The organism is Leuconostoc kimchii IMSNU 11154, assembly GCF_000092505.1.
Classification (GTDB): Bacteria; Bacillota; Bacilli; order Lactobacillales; family Lactobacillaceae; genus Leuconostoc; species Leuconostoc kimchii.
Window position 1 is genome coordinate 1,194,721 of sequence record NC_014136.1, and the last position, 19,464, is coordinate 1,214,184.

Genomic DNA, 19,464 nt, shown 5'->3' on the forward strand with positions numbered 1-19,464 from the left:
TATATTAGGGCATAAAAACAATGCCATAAACTTCGTAAGTTAACGTTATTTTTGACGTATATGGCATTGTTTATTTTAATGAGTCATGTGATGGTTGTTGAAAGTAGTGGGAGACATATATTGAGTAACTTAGATAATAATTACAAATAATCCGCTGTTTTTTGAACAATGGCATCAGCAGACTGTTGTAATGCGATTTCTTCATCTGGAGTCAGAGGCAAGTCAAATGTCTGTACAACACCAGCGCGTCCAATGATAGCTGGCGTTGAGATATAACTTTTGAACTTGTCATCATAGTGAGACACAATCGCTTCGTTACGTGCATCAGATAAGACAAGTTGTGCCAAGGACACAGCAGCATGTGCAATGGCAAAATTAGTATATTTTTTACCATTAAAAACAGTAAAACCACCAACTCTGGCATCGTTAGCAATTTTATCAAGGTCTAAATGGTGTTGCGCAATTAAGGATTGAATGTCTTGACCTAGAATCTTTACGGTTGACCAAGCGGCAAATTGTGAGTCACCGTGTTCACCTAACATATAACCTTGCACACTACGAGGATCAACGTGTAACGTTTCGCCCAGAACACGTTTGAGGCGTGCTGTGTCAAGATAAGTGCCAGTACCAAATACTTGATTAGTAGGCAATCCGGTTGCTTTTTGATAAATACCTGTAATAACATCAACGGGATTGGAAATCACAATCAGTACACCATTGAAGCCTGCTTTTTTCAAATCAGCGCCAACTTGTTGTACTTCAGGTGTATTTGCTTTAAGCTCAGTAAAACGGTCACCGCCTGGTTTGATCAAATCAATATGACCAAGAGCCGAAATAACAAGGTCTGCGTCAGTTAAGTCAGCAGCCGTGCCGGTATGAATAGTTGCGTGCGTACTAAGTAGACTAGCAGCGTCACGAAAATCTAGAGCGTCTGCTGCTACTTTATCTGAATTTTTGTCTACTAAAACTAATTCATCAGCTAAACCTTGCGCAATAATAATATGGGCGACCGTTGCGCCAACATGTCCAATACCTATAACACCAATTTTCCTCATGTTTTACCTCGTTAGTATAAAATGTGTCTTTAATTAGATTATACACATATTTAAATTAAAATAAAGGGCATCGTAATGTTTCACGTGAAACATTACGATGCCCTTTATGTCGATTAAGCAATAAAATATTTGAGAATGTCTGCTTCATTCAAGTCTGATTTATTCTGACCACGCACATCAAGCACAATATCACCAGCATTGAGAATAATGAGTCGGTTACCATATTTCAATGCGTCGGCTAAATTATGGGTAATCATGAGGGCTGTTAATTGATTTTTAGTTACTTGCTCGTTCGTTGCTAGCATCAATTGTTCAGAAGTTTTGGGATCCAGTGCTGCTGTGTGTTCATCTAAGAGTAATAATTCAGGCTTCACACGAGTTGCCATAAGGAAACTAAGCGCTTGACGTTGACCACCTGATAAATTACCAGTTGCTGTATTCAAACGTGTGTCTAAATTATTGCCCATCACTTGTGTGATTTTGGCATATTCATTTAACTTTTCTTTAGTCAAACCACGATTACGCAATGTCCGTTTTTGACCACGTTTTTCAGCAAGTAGTAAGTTTTCGGCAACAGTCATGCGCGGTGCAGTGCCCATTTTTGGATCTTGAAATACACGTGCGATATAATTGGTACGCGTTACAGCAGAGTCATGCGCAATACTATGACCATGGTGTAGCAATTGTCCAGAGTCAATCGATAAATTACCAGCAATGGTGTTGAATAAAGTCGATTTACCAGCGCCATTGGTACCAAGAACGGTAATAAAGTCACCCTCATAGATATCAAGATTGAGTGATTTTAAGATTTGGATGTTGTCACCGACAGTGACAATAATATCTTTAAGTGAGAAAACAGGTTCAGTCATGTGTAGCCACACCTTTCTTGATTACTGTATCGAGCTTTAGTGCCTTGCGTAATTGTGGAAGCATCATAGCGACAGCCAGCACAATTGCTGAAATCAAATTCAAATCGTTTGTTGAAAAACCAAGACTGAGTACGGCTAACAACACAAGACGGTATAGAATTGAACCAACAATAACAGCAACCAGACGACCATTAAGTGATAAGTCACCGAAAGCGACTTCGCCAATAATAATTGATGCCAACGCAATGACAATAATACCAATACCCATGTTGATGTCGGCGTAACCATTATTTTGGGCAATGACTGCGCCACCAAATGCAATTAAGCCGTTAGATAGCATCAAACCCATGATTGTCATACGATCTGTTTTTATCCCAATGGATTGTGCCATGTTCGCATTATCACCAGTAGCAATGAACGATTGACCGAGTTCTGTTTGTAAGAAAAATATGAGTACCAATGTGATGATTGTGATGATGATAAAGCCAACAAAGACAGAATCAAAGTTTTTGGGTAAATGCTGTAGTAATGGGGATGAAAAAATTGATTTCTGATTAAGTAATGAGATGTTGGCTGACCCCATAATCCTGAGATTAATAGACAGCGCAGCAGTCATGACGAGTATACCAGCCAATAGGATTGGAATCTTGCCTTTCGTGTAGAGTAACCCAGTTACTAGACCAGCAATTGCCCCGACAACAAAAGCTGCGAGTGTTGCTAAATAGGGATCGATGCCATGAGAAATCATAGCAACTGCGGTGGCCGCACCTAAGGGAAAAGAACCTTCAACAGTCATATCAGGGAAATTTAAAATTCTAAATGTGAGAAATAGGGCAACTCCAAGTACAGCCCATAGGAGGCCTTGTCCGATACTAGATACAATAATACTCATTTGAACACCTCACCTTTAGTTTCTGCTGTTTTTATCATGTCTGCTGGTAATTTTAAGCCAAGTAGTTTGGCTTGTTTGAGGTTAACAACGACATCACCCTTGGTAATTGTTTTGACGGGATAAGTAGCTGTATCTTTGCCTTTTAAAACTTGACCTGCCATAATGCCTGCTTGATAACCAATATCATATTGACTGACTGAAATTGTTGCCACACCGCCATCTTTGACCATTGTATTCACAGCCGGAATGACAGGGATATTATCTTTATTAGTAATACTAATGAGGGTTTTCATGGCACTGGCCACACCGTTATCTTGTGGTGCATACACGACATCAACTTGACTAGCCATTGTTTCAGCTACTTGCTGCATATCATTTGTTGTCGAAATTGTATACATGTGCACATCGTAGCCAGCTGTTTTAGCCAGTTGTGCCATTTTCTTGGCATTATATTCGCCACCATGATCAGATGTGGTATAAATGATACCCAGTTTTTTAGCGTTGGGCACGACTTGTTTGATAACATTGAGATGCTGTTCTAAAGGTGAATCACCAGATGTGCCAGTGATATTAGCACCGGGACGCTGGGCGCTCTTAACTAATCCAGAACCAGCTGGATCAGTGATACCAGCTAAAATAACTGGGCTGTTACCATCAGCGGTTTTAGCCAAAGATAAGGCAGCTGGTGTTGCAATACCAAGTGTCAAATCAGCATTTTCGTTAGTAAATTTTTGTGACATTGTCTTCAGGTTAGCTTGATTAGCTTGGGCATTTTGGTAATCAATTTTAATTTTTTTACCCGAATAACCCTGTGTTTTTAAACCAGCTACGATACCGCGATGAATTTCATCAAGTGCAGGGTGTGTCACGAGTTGTAGTATACCAACTGTTGGCACGTAATCTTTGTTTTTTGTTTGCTGGGTTGGTTTACCTGTTACAATAAAGGCAACTGCTAGAAAGCCAACAATAATGGCGATGGTAGATATAAGACGTTTGTTCATCATTTTTCTCCGAAATTTCCCTAAAATAAAAATTGACCTTGGACTGCCATACAAGGCTTTCCAAGGTCAAAAGAAAAGTCCATATGGCATAATTCCCACACAGACTCGATTGCTACACAAAATGCGTCGGTATGGATAAAACAAATGTTTTAAACATCAGCTTCATCCGTTACCGAAAAGCTGACTTTACCGACGCCACCAGGCATTGTTAAGTTGTGCTATCACTTTTTGCATATGTTATCTCCGAGTTATTTATAGATTAAGGATACTAAGGATTTGATGAGTTGTCAATAGGTTTTTTGAAATTAATTATTATAATCTGGCTAAGTGAGTATTTTGATTAATCAAAATAAGTTGATAATAAATTGAATCAACCCTGTATCGAACATGACAAATAGGCCAATTAAAATATAAATGAGGCGGCTTAGTGGTGATCCCCAACGTTCAAAAATACGTTTTATGATTGGGATTTGACCAAAGAAGGAAGCTAATGTTAATGATACAGCGGTCAAGACAATAAAATAAACCATCGTGATTAAAATAGCAGTCGTCGTCATTGTGGCTAAGACTGGGACGTAGACAGCAATGTTATCAGCACCACAACTGGCCAAGTACATGGTCAAAACTGCAATAATGCCTCTGTGAGATGCTGATTTTGACTGGTCGTCTTCATCCTCATTCTCACCTTTGATGCCCATATAAATTGGTAATAAACCAAGAAAGCCAATAGCCCATGTAGGAATCACAGTCTGGATTAGCTGACCAGCAAGGGCACTGATGGCAAAAACAATGAGCATGCCTAATTCATAGCCGATGAAATTATCTCTGAAACGATATTTTTGTAATAAAAATAATAAAATAACAAAAAAATCTAAATTAACGCCAATGAATAACATTGTTACGAGTGATAGGTCGGGCATATTCTTTCTCCTGTTCATGATATACTTAATATATATCAGTATAAACATATGTTATCATTAACATATGAAGGAGTCAACATATAATGGAAACAAATAACGATGCACGGTATCAAAATGAAATGGAACGTATTTTTAAATTATTGAGTAATCCAACGCGGTTGAATATTTTAGTGTTACTTGAAAATAAGCAACTAAGTGTTAATGACATTGTGCAGCAACTTCAAATTACACAACCACAAGTGTCTCATCAATTAGCTATTTTAAAAGAGCATCAATTAGTGAGTTCAGAAAAAGTAGGCAAAAAAAGTTTATACCAATTAAACGACCCACATATTTTGAATGTGATTGATTCTACCAAACAACATGTGGCACATGTTGTTGTTGGGAAGCAACATGGGGAATTGTAATCATATTGTTAAATCATGCTGCTATTAGGGGACTAACTTCAATTCATGTGATTTATTCATCCACAAAAAACCGATTAATTAGACAGATGTTTTGTCTAATTGATCGGTTTAACTGTGAGTAGCGAATTTAGAAAAAATACAGCGTTTCGCTTTAATATGGCATGATTCAATTAACTTGTAACTTGCGAACAAAAAAATCAAGTATTTGTGCCAATTGTATCATTGACACATCATAATTATTTAAGGTAGTCCCTTCATAAAACAGAGAATACTGGGCATGTTTGACGAGAAAATTTTTGCCAAAACTTGTAATAGAAATAATGACAGCACCGGAAGCAGCAATTAATCTCAACGGTTTTTTGATGTGATCAGTCTCACCGCCGTAAGAAACAACAATAATGACGTCATTTGAATGGATCACTGGTAAAACTGCTTCGAGGCTCGATTGTCCAAAAATTAGGTTAACAGGTAAATTTAATAATAGGAGCTGACTATAAAATATTTGTAAATAAGATTGCTGAGTCGTACCAGTTGCATAAAGATAAATTTTTCGAGATTGATTAACGATAGTTGTTAGTACGTCAAAGTTTACTGTTTCCAAATACCTTAAAAAATTGTCTTCTTCATCACGTATCTCTTCTATCCAATTGGCATGACGACTTGTGTTTTGCTGTTGAACGTCTAGCGTCTGAAGGGATTTTTTCATTTCAGAAAAACCTGAATAACCTAATTTCTGACTTAGGCGAAATACTGTAGACTTTGATACGAGTGTGGCTGCAGCGACATCCATAATGCCCATTTTGTGACTCTCAGAAATATTGTTATATAAATATGAAACAACATCGCGCTCACTATATGTCAAATCATCATAATGTTGTTTAAGTGATAAAGAAAAGTCCATAACTATGTTTAGCCTCTTTATTATCTATTGTAACAAATAAACAAATTCTAAAATCATAGCCTGAAGGCTTTTATTTTGTAAAGTTTGAGCAAACTCGGCCATCTTAATTGGGTTTTCAACCGCTTTTTCAGCCTTTTTTAATACTTCACGTTTAATTTCATAAGATATCTGGGCAAATTGTAACTTATTAACTAAATCATTTAAAGCGCGATCTTTTTGAGATTCTGTGTGAAAACCATGTTTTATCAAATTGTAAGATCTTTTAGAAGGTAGAATACCTTCTGGATCTTTTTTAGTCGTTGTTAGTTCACCATTTGTTATGTTTAACACTATTGAAGCAATCTTTTGCCCTTGATGTTCAAATAGTGTATAAGAATTTTTTTTATTGCCATAAACATGAACATCAATTGTTTCAGGAAGTGTTTCGGGGTTAGCCATGTAATCAGGCGTCATTGGTACGATTGCCCCTAATTTAGCGAAAACTGGCATTTGGTTAATTGGCCGACCAACACGAACCTGAGCCTCCCCATTAATAAATTGTCCTTCCATAATTGTTGATGGCAATAACTTTTCTTCATCTGCATGTGAGTTGCCCTGATAGACCATTTCTGTAAAAATATCCATCCATTCGCCTTCTGGCAACCAAACATCCACAAATCCCAACTGTGTATCAGCATCTTGTGGGTCAGTAATAGGGGCAACCATTAATTCCGATCCAAAATAATATTGATTTTTAAATGTATATGCTTCTTCATTATTAGGATGCTCATAATAAAGAGGTTCTACTAGTGGTTTCCCTTCGGTGTGTGTCAAAATATTTGCGGAATCTAAGTATGGCAATAATTTAGCGCGTAATTGCAAAAATTCTGTCATATATGTTTGAACATTTAATGGGTAACGCCAAGGCTCCTTACCGGAAAAAGGATTATCAGATGAATGTAGTCTGTTTATTGGACTGAAAACACCTAATTGTAGCCATCTTAAGGATAGGACTGGATCGTAAGCACCTTTCATGTGGCCACCTATATCATGGCTCCACCAAGTGTAACCAATGTTAGAGGCAGTGCTTGTAAATTCTGGTTGGAATTTTAAAGCAGACCAGGTGATAAAAGTATCTCCAGAAAAACCGATAGGGTAACGATGAGACCCAGGTCCAGCATATCTTGAAAGAATGATGCCATCACCATCATGTCTATTGGCATGATTTAAATAGTGGTAGTGATTCAAAGACCATAAGGGCTCGACTTTATTTTTGGCCCGACTTGTTCCTTGTTGCCAATCAATCCACCAAAAATCAACACCTTCGTCTTCCATTGGATTATGAACATCTTTAAAGTATGATTCTCTAAACTGAGAATTATCAAAATCAAAAACAGCTGGTTCTTCCTTTGTTGTATCAAGATTCAGTCGTTTAGCAACTGCCGGATACGCGTCTTCAAAGGCACGTATGCCACCCGCCGGATGTAAGTTTAATGTGATTTTTTTACCACGAGACTTTAACGCTTTTAAAAATTGTTGAGGATTGGGGAAAAGCTTCTTATTCCATGAATAACCAGTCCATCCAGATCCAAAACGTTTAGGAAAATCATCATAACGATGCCAATCCATATCGATTACGGATACAGCGATTGGAATATGATTATCTTCGAATTTGTCCATCAATTCTATATATTCCTGTTGACTGTACTTATAATAACGACTCCACCAATTACTTAAGGCATAACGTGGTAATATTGGTGTTTTTCCGCTCAAGTGATAGAAATCTTGTAATGCTGTTTTATAGTCTCTACCATAAGCAAAAAAGTAACCATCGGCCTCTTGTTGATGACGTAACACGAAATCATTATTGATATCAATGACAAACGAATCAACATCATCAATAAATGAGAAACCCCAATCAGACATAATACCATCCTGAAGTGGCATACGACCATCAGTAAGATCAAGCGTTTTGGCTGTACCACCAAGATTATGGACTGGTTCACCATAATACCATTTGGCATCATGTAATGTATACTGATACTTAACATCGATAAATAGATTTGATGCATCAAATTCACCACCAGCATAATAAAGGTGGAGATAGTCAGTTTCAATTTCTAGTAACTGACCATTGCGATTATCAAAAGTCTGATAATTCACTTCTCCAAAATCACGATTTTGAGCAAATTGCGTTTTACGATCCTCAAAATGATTATCTTTTGAATATTCCATGCGAATGAGTTTATCAGTTATAATAGTGAACCGGTAATTCTCACCTTGGACAATGTTTGACATAATTTTTCTCCTTTAACTGTTAACTGAAACTGAACTATTTGTTAGTATAAAAAACATTTCTTATCACAAAAAATAAAATAGCTACAATAAACAAAGTCATTGCAAAACCAACAAGTGGCGAGGCAACATTTGTTGATAAGAGTTCTTGCATCAATTTAATTCCAAATGGTGCAGTAAATGATCCCACATTACATCCAAGCAGAAGAATCGTATTAGCATTTGCCCGTGCAGAGGGTCTTGTGACATTGGTCATCAAATTGAAGGCCGCAATACACATGAATGATCCAAAAATACCAACCATAATGGTACCAATAATAGCTGTGATCAAATGAGTCGCAGAAGACAAAATTATGAGTCCTATGGCATCTCCAATCAAGAATGTTGAGAATGCGGTTTTACCTAATTTGGTATAAGCGTCACCGAATAAAATGCCGCCAAACATACCTGCAAAAGTATTTAACGCAACGATTAGACTAGCAACGCTTGCAGTAGTGATATGTCGTTCAAGCAAAATTCTTGGAATTTGAATAATAACCACAATTTGCACCATGACTAGCAATACTAAGAGTAGACCTAAAATCCAAACTTTGAAATTGATTTTTTGAGTACCACTATTCTCTGAATGTAATTCTTTGCTTGATTGGTTATCAGAAATGGCAATATCAGGTCCAAATTTCCAAAAATATATGGCAATTATGAAGACGAGTAGATAAACAGCAAATACTGCATGCCATCCTAATACAACCAATGCACCGACTAAGAGACTTGCAATAGTTGCGCCAATGCCCTCCATTGATCCTCTAAAACCGAGCAATTTAGATTCTTCTTTACCCGAAAAATTTAAATTGATGATTGTTATTGCCAATGCGTTAAAAATACCTATGCCGGCCCCAAAAATAAAACGGGAAACCAAAATAAGAAAATACGATTCAGAAAACATTGGTATAATACCAGATATTCCCATCATCAGTAAACCGGTTAGAATTGTTTTTTTGATGCCAATAAATTTAACAAAAAAGTTTGATAGTAGTAGAAAAACAATTACCCCAGCTTGTGGAATCGTTGCAATCAAGTTGATGCCAGTTTCACTCACATCTGGTAGTGTTTTTTGAATAGCAGGTAAAACAGCTGATATAGAAGCACCCATACCAAAAACCAAGGAAATGCTTAATATTGAGGCTTTGAAATTAAATGTATTTTTGTTTGTAGCAATACTTGAAACCATGAACCATCCTTCTTTTCTTTTTTTGTGATGGCCAATCAACATATCTAGTTTAATTGATTTAGAAAGCGCTTACAATGATATCAATAAAAATAGGGAAAAGTGTCATTAGAATGGGAAAAGAAAGGGGGAGTGTGTTTTCAACTGACTAATAATAGTACGCTATTTATTGAGTAATAGACTTATCGATTCGAGTTCGAAAAACTCACCTCGTTTCAAAGGTATCCATCGCGATAAATATGCCGTATTATTACGGTGCTACACTAACACATTATTGAAATATAAATGGTCTATTATAGCCAAAAAAACGCGTGATTATAATTAATCACGCGTTATAAAAAGATTTAATTTTTTACTAATATAGGATTTCTAGGATACATTTTTTGGTTATGCTATTATTTTAACGTTGGGCCGGCGCTACTTATGACTGCCGTTTTAGCAGCGGCAGGGTCTTGCAACATGTTTTTGTATTGTGGTGTCCAAGATGCAGGGCTTAGTTTATTGCTTGTTGCTATGCCGGTTACCTTTTGACCATTCAACAAAGTGCCACTATCCGTGAAATTGGATCCGCCAAATACTTTTGCAATGTTTTTAGTTGCGAGGTTTGGTATATCAAAAATATTATTTTGTGCATAAATTTGAGACTGTTTACCAACACCAAAAGCGTACATGAATTTGTAAATCGACGTGTTGGTTGCTGAATAGTAGTTATTATACATGTGAACTTGTCCAAACCGGACACGCGGTTGGCGCTGAACTAAATTGTCAAAGCGATTATGATGCATTGTTACACGTAGCTTACCTGCATCAGTGGTTTTACTATCACTATTACCAATATTCATTGATTTATCATGATTTTGCAGTGCATTATATGAAAGGGTAACGTTAGTAGCGCCATTTACAATATCCACTAAACCGTCATGGTGTTGGTATTCACGACCGTAGTATGACCCGTTTTGATTGTCAGTTTGTGTACCGTCAAAAAAACGATTGTGATCCAACCAGACATGTGATCCACCAGTGACGGTTAAATTATCGTATTGTGAATTCCAGTTACCACTCGTGCCATCAGTTGGGTCCCATTGTGGAAAAAAATCATAAGCATTTTCAAATATGATGTTACGGACAATGACATTTTGACTATTAATGATCATATTACCGCCTGTAATTTTAGCATTGCTATTACCAATAATTGTTGTGTTGGACGGTATCTTGTATTGGACTTGCTTAGCTTGATTTTTTTGGGCTTTATTGCGCGCCGTTTCCTGTGATCCAGTAGGTAATTTTTTACCATAAGTACTGGGATCATAGGCTTTTAGATAAGCAGCTAGATTATAACCTGTGCCGTTGGCGTAGTTATTAGCTGTTAAAGCTTTGCTATTATTATCAACGTTCATATTTATCGTACCAGAAACATAAATGATTTTATTTGTCTTATTTGTTTCATTACCTAATGCATTAAGTAATTCGATACGATTAGTTACTTGGTAAGTATGTGCAGCATCAGCTTTGCTACCACCTGTTGTGCCAGCAGCAAATCCTTGTGAAGCGTTCGCCACCTCTCGTGAATTTTTTTGCAAACTGGTAGGAATGGTTGCTGCATTAATGCAAGAAGTTAGGCCGAGTGCTGTGATGCCTATGGTAAATGCAACAATAATATGTTGCTTATGTCTTGTTTTTGTCATGATTTTCCCCTAGTAATATTGTTTTTTTAATCACAAATTATTATTATACAAGAGTCGCGTTGAAAAGTAAAACATTCACAAATAAAAATTCAATCAGTATGTGTAAAGTTAATCGTGATTTGATTGTGGATTATTCAGTAAAAAAACATTGCTTTTGTACATGAGTTGGTGATATACGTTACGCTAAAAAAGACTTGACCCTGTCATAGGGTCAAGTCTTTTTGATAGTCAGAACGACTTAGCGTTGTATAATGCCGATATGCTTTACCTTGTAATATATACTAAGATAGTCATTTTTTAACTTTTGCGTTAACGCGTTGTGCTTGTTTGAAATATTTCGTCATGACCGAACTAACCGTTCCCCAGTAGAAAAAGAGAAGGGAACCACCAATGATAAAAATAAAGTCAAACGGATAGTGAATCCAATTTTGGCCATTAAACTCTTTGGATCCGATATAGGACATGACGGAAATAAAAATTAAGTACCCAATCATCCAAAAACTACCTTGAAAAGCGCGTTTCGTTTTGTTAAAGCCGTTACGCCATTCGTAGTAAAAATAAAAGGGTAAGCCTAATAGAATGACTAGGATAACTTCTACGGTTGTTGGCCACATTGCCCAATAAGTAGCCAGAGATGCGAGTACAAAAGATAAAGGCGCCATATATTTCAGTAACTTACCGCGGAAGGGGCGTGTAAATTCTGGTGCCATTTCGCGCAATGAAACAGCGGTTACTGGCCCTGTGAGATATGCAATTAGCGTTGATGTTGAAATAACGCTGGCAAGTGTTCCCCAAGATCTAAAAATAGATACCATGAGCATACTTAAAATGGCATTGACAACCATAGCAATACGTGGTGTCCCGTAACGTTGATTGATTTTACCTACGAATTTTGGGATATGATTGTTTGAAACCATTGCGGCCAAAGTTCGACTCGAAGACGCGACAAACGATACGCCAGTACCAAATGGTGAGATGAAAGCGTCCATGTAGAGTAACACTGATAACCAATGAATACCCAATAAGATAGCTAGATCAGCAAAAGGAGAAGCAAAATTAACACCATGCCACCCATTCTTAGCAAGCATAGTTGGACTAAGTGATGTGATGAAAGTACTTTGCAATAAAATGTATAAAATGCCGCTAATAATCAATGAGTAGGCGATACCACGTCCAATATTTCGTTTAGAATTTTCAATTTCGCTACCCATATTAATCACTGTTTGGAAGGCGTTAAATGAAAAGATAATACCTGATACAGTTGTTGCGGCAAAAATGGGAGCCGTGCCGTATGGCATAAATTCGTGCAGGTTAGTCCCATAATTTTCTGGGTGAAATCCTGATAATGTCAGCATGATAATCGTCAACACAGGCACACCAATTTTGAAAATGGAAATGATGCTTGTAAAGTTAGTGAGTAGTGCGACAGACCAGTAATTGAGTAGTGTAAAAATAACAATAAAGGCAAATACAACGAGTAAACCAGTTGTGGTAATTGAGCCATTTGAGATAAAGTGATTTGTCCAATTGGCCCATGACCAAGGCCATGAACTCATGTATTGCACAGCTGCAACCGATTCGATAGGAATTAATGTAATTAATGATATCCAATTGGCCCAAGAGGCAATAAACCCAAGCAGCGAGCCGTGCGTATATTGCGCATATTTACTCATCCCACCTGATTGTGGGAACATTGTTCCGAGTTCAATATAATTGTAAGCAATTGTACCAATGATGATCCCGCCAATTACCCAAGAAATGATTGATGCCGGGCCGGCAATTTTTGAAGCTTCCCAAGCGCCAAATAGCCAACCAGATCCGATAAGTGATCCTAGACCTAGCATGATGAGCTGAAACAGACCGATCTTTTTATTATGATGTGTGTCCATGTGTCCTCCGTGACATTATTCTTAAAATGATACCACTTTTTGTGATAAGAATAAAATTCAGGCTGTCAAATACTGTGATTTTTGAGGTGAGATTTAAGAATTTGTTAAAATTAAGTAGGATTTAGTTAGTAGTCTGATTACTTGGTGGGTGATCATTGTGTTAACCTGAATGCATTTCAACCATTCAATGTCAAAAAGTGACCATTCATGTTGTTTGTATGGGCAATTAGAATAAATTTGTGTATATTGTGTAGTGAGTAATTTACAGTCACAATCATCACGTTAAAGGAATCAAAATGATAAAGACAATACTACTTTTTGTACAATACACAATAGTTGTTGCTTTACTTTTATTATTGGTATTAATGGGGCTAAGTGATCAGCAGCGGTTCCATATGTTGTCGTATCAATTTATGCTTGGCATGTTAAATATTTTTCTGACGTTAGAATTTTGTTTGCTGCTAATAGTTGCATATTTGTCTGATAAAGTGCCAACTGTTTGGGCGCAGTACTTGGCACGAAAATCTTGGCAATACGTCTTTTTATGGACAGGTATCGTTGGTGTATTCCTATTTAAAAGGAAAAAGTAGCTTAAGTCTTTGTACTGGTGATAGTGACAATAGATGAAAGGAATGATCATATGAAAATTAAACATCAAAATTCAACACAGCCAGTCAAGATGATTATCACGTCAGATACGGTTATGAAGTTCAGCCTAAAAGTGAGTATCGTTTTTTATGCTTGTTATCTTATAGCGTCATTAGCGGGATGGGTTAAAAACGATGACACAGTGACAATAGCGATACTGTTATGTGTGTCTACTGCACTTTTAACTTCACAGTAAGTCTTAAATAAAAAAATAATACAAACACAAGATAAATATTGTTGTGCGTGTATTATTTATCATGTTAACTGTTGTTTTAATATTAAGAATGAAATTTGACAAAGTAGATGGGAGATATGATGGGTATATATTTGCTTAGTTAATATATATTTGTTCTAGTTTAAACAATGAAAAATAAAGTATTCAGTGATAGATTTTCATTAATATATGTTTCTCTAATAGGAGTGACACCAGCAATTTGGTTGGTGTTGTCGTTAGTGATTTCATTATCTAGAAGTCAATTGGTACTAGTAACTATACTAAATATACCATCTCTCTTTTTGGTGGGATTTATGTGGGGTAAATATTCACAGGAAAAAAGAATTATGGCACTATCAGAAGAATTAGATAATTCAGATTAATATAATCAGCACTATAAAAAGCAGGTACCTAATTTTCACTTGGTATCTGCTTTTTACTTCTACATAGACAATTTAAATAATTGATACCTCCTTCTAGACATGGAAACTGATGTAATGATGAGTGAGGAGAATAGGATTTATTTGACTATTATGACATAAGAAAACCCAATAACTTTTTGGGTACACATCAGTTATTAATATACTTTCAGCTGATCAGTTTATTTTTGAGGTAAACAAACCAGGTACTTTTGCCCGTAATAACGCTAACAGTACCTTCTTGACCATAATGCACAGTTGAATAGTCGTTATTTTTCAAATTTAGTGTTGCATCGACTTGGTAAAAATGACCTTGTTTAGTTGTCACAGGATGGGCGGCAATTTGGGAGATATGCCCAATTAATGTTGATTTTGTGTTGTTGTTTTGTGATAACATGTAGCGAACTAATTGTCCCTTAGATATGTTTGTAATTTCCGATGTGTTAATATAAAAAGTTACTTTCAATTTGGGTTTCTCAGCTAAATTGGGGTAAATTTGTGCAATATTTGTACCTTGTGGCATATAACGCGTTTTTGTCTTATCAACTAGTAGTTTCACCGTACCTGTTTCTGGGGAAACAATAGCATTGTTATAACTATCTTGGGTAGCTTGATGCTGAATTTTTATTTGTTTGATTTCCTGTGTTACAGCACTGAGATCTTTGGCAACAGTGCTCAACTGCTGTGATTTTAGATCAGATAACTTATCTGGTAATATATTGGGTGATAATGCGTTTTCAGAGGGTAAAGTGGTATATTGTGTTTTATAATTCGCTATAGCATCTTCTAACTGGTCTATTTGTTCTTTCAACGTATTGATAGTATTGCGTTTGATGTTAGCAGATTCTTCAGTATTGAGCGTTGCTGTTTGATTTCTATACTCAGAAAACATACGATAATAATTATTTTCTGGTGACAAATTCGTGTTATTTTGGATAGCAAGTAATAATGACTGGTAATGATTGAGATTATTTTCTTTCTTGTTCAATGAACTTGTGAGAATATCTTTTTGTTGGGTAGCACGATTTTGACCATCTAATTGTTGCTGATAATCATTAGCTAGCATATGAGATTGAGAAAGATAATTTTGAAAGGCGTCGGAATAGCCATAGGCATCTATCTCAGAGAAAAGGTTTTTGTCTTCGCTTAGACTATTTTTATAGGTTAATAATGCTTTTTCGCGTGCCCGTAGGTTTTGAAGGTTAGCATTTTCGAGCTTTAAAGTGGTATCGGTTTCGCTGTTTTGATATTGAATTAGCATATCACCATGACGCACAGAGTTCTTTGATATTAAGTTGTTTTTGATGACTGCATTGTTGCTTGTAGATTGTATGGTAGCCAATATTTTATCCGGATTAATTTCACCAGTACTTTTGACTACGACTTCTTTATGCGTAAAAAAAGCTAAACCGATTAAGAGCAATAATAGGATCAGCGTTGGAAAGATAATTAGTGTTGTAAAGTTTTGATAACGTTTACTGTAAAATTCCGAGCTTTCTAGGAGTTTTTCATTGAACATGTTGTGACCTTTCGATGATTAGCGATTAACTAAATGATAATATTGTGCGTGATGGGTAAGCAGCTCGTTGTGAGTACCATCTTCAGCAATAGCACCTAATTCAAGTAAAATAACGCGTTGTGCTTTTTCAGCAATAGTCAGTCGGTGAGCGATGAATATAATTGTCTTATTTTTAATAGTGAGTAAGTTATCGATTATTTTTTTCTCAGTCAATACGTCGAGATTACTAGTTGATTCATCCAAAATGAGAATAGGGGATTGACTTAAAAGCGCACGAGCTAAAGCAATGCGTTGCTTTTGACCACCAGACATGCCGCCATCTTCTGAAATTTCAGTTTGATAGTTCTGAGGCATACTTTCAATATCGTTTTTGATATCCGCTAATGTCACAGCATTTAAAATATCTTCTTGTGTTGTACCGTCAGGGGCACCAAGCGTGAGATTATCCAAGATGCTGCCAGTAAATATATAAGGATTTTGGGGTAAATAGGTCACATGTCGCCTGAGATTTTGACGATGAACGTGAGTAATGTCTTGGGAACCAATTTGAATGTTTCCGCTAGATGGTGACATGAAGTTAACTAACAGTTTGGCAAGTGTTGATTTTCCTGATCCACTAACACCTACAAGGGCTATTTTTTCACCAAAAGCTATTTTAAGAGAAAAGTCTATTAGAATAGGTTTCTGATAACCATATTGATAGCTGACTTTGTCTATTTTGAGGTCATATGAATTATCTTTTTGTAATTCTTGTGATTCGTTCGCTTTAAATTCTGAATCCACTAAGTACACTTCATTCAATCGCCGATTTGCAACAGTTGCTGTTTGTATTTTGGTTTGTAAGTTAATGATATTTTGAAACGGTTCGGTAAAATAACCTAATAAGGCATTATACGTGACTAATTGACCCACACTAAGTTGATTAGAAATAACTAGTTTAGCACCAAACCATAGGACGAGCACATTAATAATCAGTTGAGTCGCTTGTTTAATGCTATTTTGAATCGCTTCACTTTTTTGATGTGCAAATGATTTCTTTAAGTAATCGACAAATTCTCGATCAATTTTTTGATAACTAGACTTTTCACTTGTGAGTGATTTGATTGTTTCTATACCATTAATATCTTCAATAATCGATGAGCTTAACGTTGCGTTACTCGCCATTTGTTCTTGATTGAGGTGTTCAAAGGGTTTCATAAAGGTGTAAACAATTAAAAAATATACTGGAAATGAAATTAAAGAGAGTAGGAACAGTTGTATGTTTTGCACAGCCAAGACACTACCGACGATAATAGTAATGCCTAAGTCTAAGAATAAAGAAAGAATCGTGTTAGCCATTGCATCAATGATAGCATTAGCATCATTAAAACGTGTCACGATTTCACCAGTTCGTCGTGTGGCGAAGAAATTAACTGGTAATTCAAACAAATGCCGAATATAAGACAATATGACTTCAATAGATAGACGTTGCCCCATAACTGTTAATAAGTAGGTTCGAGTAAAACCCAGTACTTGTTGTAGGATGTAGGTGGCAATCAACCCTAATGAAACAATAGTTAAGGTATTAGCTTGGCCGTTGGGGACATAAGCGTCGATAACAAGTTGCATGTAGTATGAACCAGCAATGCTAATTAATGTGATTAATAAAGACGCCGCAATAATATTAACAATCAGTGGTTTTTGTCGACCAATAATGGGTAAAAATGATTGAATGCTGCTTTTATTTTCTTTAACTGGTTTGTATTCTGGGGATGGGGACATGAATAATGCGACACCGGTCCACTCGTTAGAAAAATCCTGCAGCGTCATAGTTGTTTTACCAACTGTTGGGTCTGGATCCGCAATCATGATTTTATTTTTAGTAACATGATACACAACATAATAATGCAAATATTGTCCGTTTTTCTCAACATGAGCGATAAATGGTAATGGTAAATCTTTCATATCAAATAATGTCAGGTCGGCTTTAATAGGTCGAACATCCATGTTAAATGATTCGGCAGCTTTCACTAAACCGAGTGCCGTGGTTCCTGTCAGTGATGTTTGACAACGTTCACGGATACTTGCTAAGGAAACATCAGAACCGTATTGTTTTAAAATCATCGCAAGTGCAGATACACCACAATCTTTTTCTTCTAGTTGTGATATATAATCAAATCTCTTCATTATTATATATAGTCTCCCTTAAAATAGTACCAGTCTAAATTTTATAGGGAAAATACATTTTTTTTACAAAATAAACGTCAATGGTAGATATTTTGACGTGAATGGCTAATTTCAACCTTTCAGTGCTGTAAACAGACCATTGAGGTCATTAATGTATCAAGTAGAAATTCATGAGCGTATATTGGGTATATTCGTTGCGCAACGATAAAAAAACAACAGTGTTTTTATACTTTGGATGTAAACGCACTAGTGAGATGGATAGAACGAAGGATGGAAGTTATGATAAACGATTTTGAACCAATGAATGTTGAAAATTTAGAGACAATAGTTGGTGGGGTAATGACTGGCAAAGGTCTTGCTAAAGCTATTGGAGCAGGAGCTCTTGGTGGCGTTATTAGAGGAATACCAGGAGGGCCAGGTGGCATGTTTGTTGGTGCACATGTTGGTGCGGCAGCGGGAGCAGCCTCTTATGCGGTAACCCATTATTAATAGTTATGATTGTGGGATATTTTATGAAAAATAAAAGCAAAAAGAATGAATTAATTAAGCAATTTTTATTAATGGATTGTGGTGCAGTATTATTTGGGATCATATTTTTTTTGATAATGAATATGATGGGTGAAAAAACTACCATATTCGGGGCCGTTCTAGCAACAATTATATTTTGGGTATTTGATTTTATCTTACGTGGGTTTCTTGGAAAATTTAAAGAACGTTAAAGTTATTTTTAAAAAATATAATGCACAATCAAATTGAGTATCATAGATTGTATTTGAGAAACAGTGTATTAGCAAATTATTGAGTATTTATATTAAAGGGTGAATTAATAGTTATACAAAAAAATATGATTTGTAAGATTGCTATCAAAAATGCAGGAATGGCGATGGCAGCTATGCTTCCAAGTATGGTTGTTGCATATTCTTTTCAAATATTTTTGATGTCCTTTGATGTTATTATTATCAGCAGTGCTATTTTTTATATTTTAAATATATTTTATTTATCTTATACACATATTGGGAAGAAAAGGGTTACTAAATATGCTGAAAAATGTTAACAATTAATTTCAACAGTAGTGTTTGAAATTATGGCCACATAAGGAGGGTATATGATTAGTAACTTATTAATTATAGTAGTTGCCATTCTAACCATTTTCGGTTTTATTGCTAGTGCATTGAGAATATTTGGTAATAGGAAAAATAAGTTGCTCACATTAGAACTTGTAATTTTGTTTTTAGGATTGTCTTATAGTTTATGGCAATTATCCTATTTTAGTATATTAATTGCTACCATAGGAGCACTAGGCGTTTTGGTGGAGACAAAAAACAAATAATACATTTAGAAAATATTGAGCGTTATTACTTATAAAAATTATGTAAACAA

At 35.9% G+C, this 19,464-nt stretch carries 17 protein-coding genes; 5 read left to right on the top strand and 12 right to left on the bottom strand.

Features of this window, described 5'->3' with window-relative positions; translation table 11 throughout:
- Positions 1-140: 140 nt before the first annotated feature.
- The 5 genes from LKI_RS06505 to LKI_RS06525 form a co-directional block, all read right to left on the bottom strand.
- Complete coding sequence (locus tag LKI_RS06505) at positions 141-1,055, bottom strand: L-lactate dehydrogenase (protein WP_013103362.1); 915 nt, start codon at positions 1,053-1,055, stop codon at positions 141-143.
- A gap of 113 nt (positions 1,056-1,168) precedes the next feature.
- Entirely contained in the window at positions 1,169-1,924 is a 756-nt protein-coding gene (locus LKI_RS06510) for an ABC transporter ATP-binding protein (protein ID WP_013103363.1), read from the bottom strand.
- The gene (locus LKI_RS06515; RefSeq protein WP_013103364.1) at positions 1,917-2,816 is read right to left on the bottom strand and encodes an ABC transporter permease; all 900 of its coding nucleotides are present in this window, start codon (positions 2,814-2,816) and stop codon (positions 1,917-1,919) included. Before LKI_RS06515 ends, LKI_RS06510 begins: the two co-directional genes overlap by 8 nt.
- Positions 2,813-3,817, bottom strand: a complete 1,005-nt coding sequence (gene trpX / locus LKI_RS06520; RefSeq protein ID WP_013103365.1) for a tryptophan ABC transporter substrate-binding protein — start codon at positions 3,815-3,817, stop codon at positions 2,813-2,815. Before trpX ends, LKI_RS06515 begins: the two co-directional genes overlap by 4 nt.
- 344 nt (positions 3,818-4,161) lie before the next feature.
- Positions 4,162-4,737, bottom strand: coding sequence for a cadmium resistance transporter (locus tag LKI_RS06525; protein ID WP_013103366.1), 576 nt, complete (start codon positions 4,735-4,737; stop codon positions 4,162-4,164).
- A gap of 83 nt (positions 4,738-4,820) precedes the next feature.
- Here LKI_RS06525 and LKI_RS06530 point away from each other — a divergent pair, with 83 nt between their 5' ends.
- Positions 4,821-5,144 (top strand): ArsR/SmtB family transcription factor, encoded by a 324-nt coding sequence (locus LKI_RS06530; protein WP_013103367.1) that lies wholly within the window; start codon positions 4,821-4,823, stop codon positions 5,142-5,144.
- Positions 5,145-5,310: 166 nt separating this feature from the next.
- Here the strand turns inward: LKI_RS06530 and LKI_RS06535 are convergent, their stop codons facing one another.
- The 5 genes from LKI_RS06535 to LKI_RS06555 form a co-directional block, all read right to left on the bottom strand.
- The gene (locus tag LKI_RS06535) at positions 5,311-6,045 is read right to left on the bottom strand and encodes a MurR/RpiR family transcriptional regulator (protein ID WP_013103368.1); all 735 of its coding nucleotides are present in this window, start codon (positions 6,043-6,045) and stop codon (positions 5,311-5,313) included.
- 24 nt (positions 6,046-6,069) lie between these two features.
- Complete coding sequence (locus tag LKI_RS06540) at positions 6,070-8,322, bottom strand: glycoside hydrolase family 31 protein (protein ID WP_013103369.1); 2,253 nt, start codon at positions 8,320-8,322, stop codon at positions 6,070-6,072.
- 34 nt (positions 8,323-8,356) lie between these two features.
- Positions 8,357-9,547, bottom strand: a complete 1,191-nt coding sequence (locus LKI_RS06545; protein WP_013103370.1) for an MFS transporter — start codon at positions 9,545-9,547, stop codon at positions 8,357-8,359.
- A gap of 392 nt (positions 9,548-9,939) precedes the next feature.
- Positions 9,940-11,229 carry a pectate lyase family protein gene (locus LKI_RS06550; RefSeq protein ID WP_013103371.1) on the bottom strand — a complete coding sequence of 430 codons (1,290 nt, stop codon included), beginning with the start codon at positions 11,227-11,229 and terminating at the stop codon, positions 9,940-9,942.
- Positions 11,230-11,519: 290 nt separating this feature from the next.
- Positions 11,520-13,118: an APC family permease gene (locus LKI_RS06555; RefSeq protein WP_013103372.1), complete on the bottom strand. Its 1,599-nt coding sequence runs from the start codon at positions 13,116-13,118 to the stop codon at positions 11,520-11,522.
- 296 nt (positions 13,119-13,414) lie between these two features.
- Between LKI_RS06555 and LKI_RS06560 the strand changes: the two genes are divergently transcribed.
- Positions 13,415-13,708 carry a hypothetical protein gene (locus tag LKI_RS06560; RefSeq protein WP_013103373.1) on the top strand — a complete coding sequence of 98 codons (294 nt, stop codon included), beginning with the start codon at positions 13,415-13,417 and terminating at the stop codon, positions 13,706-13,708.
- Between the two features lie 860 nt (positions 13,709-14,568).
- On the opposite strand, the gene LKI_RS06570 is transcribed toward LKI_RS06560, so the two are convergent.
- Positions 14,569-15,918 (bottom strand): bacteriocin secretion accessory protein, encoded by a 1,350-nt coding sequence (locus LKI_RS06570; protein ID WP_013103375.1) that lies wholly within the window; start codon positions 15,916-15,918, stop codon positions 14,569-14,571.
- An 18-nt stretch (positions 15,919-15,936) separates the two neighbouring features.
- On the bottom strand, positions 15,937-18,084 hold the full coding sequence (locus tag LKI_RS06575; RefSeq protein ID WP_013103376.1) for a peptide cleavage/export ABC transporter: 2,148 nt from the start codon (positions 18,082-18,084) through the stop codon (positions 15,937-15,939).
- A gap of 279 nt (positions 18,085-18,363) precedes the next feature.
- Between LKI_RS06575 and LKI_RS06580 the strand changes: the two genes are divergently transcribed.
- From LKI_RS06580 to LKI_RS06595, 3 genes are all read left to right on the top strand, one after another.
- Positions 18,364-18,573, top strand: a complete 210-nt coding sequence (locus LKI_RS06580) for a Blp family class II bacteriocin (RefSeq protein ID WP_242651954.1) — start codon at positions 18,364-18,366, stop codon at positions 18,571-18,573.
- 23 nt (positions 18,574-18,596) lie between these two features.
- Positions 18,597-18,803, top strand: coding sequence for a hypothetical protein (locus LKI_RS06585; protein WP_013103378.1), 207 nt, complete (start codon positions 18,597-18,599; stop codon positions 18,801-18,803).
- A gap of 386 nt (positions 18,804-19,189) precedes the next feature.
- The gene (locus LKI_RS06595; RefSeq protein WP_013103380.1) at positions 19,190-19,414 is read left to right on the top strand and encodes a hypothetical protein; all 225 of its coding nucleotides are present in this window, start codon (positions 19,190-19,192) and stop codon (positions 19,412-19,414) included.
- Positions 19,415-19,464: the final 50 nt, after the last annotated feature.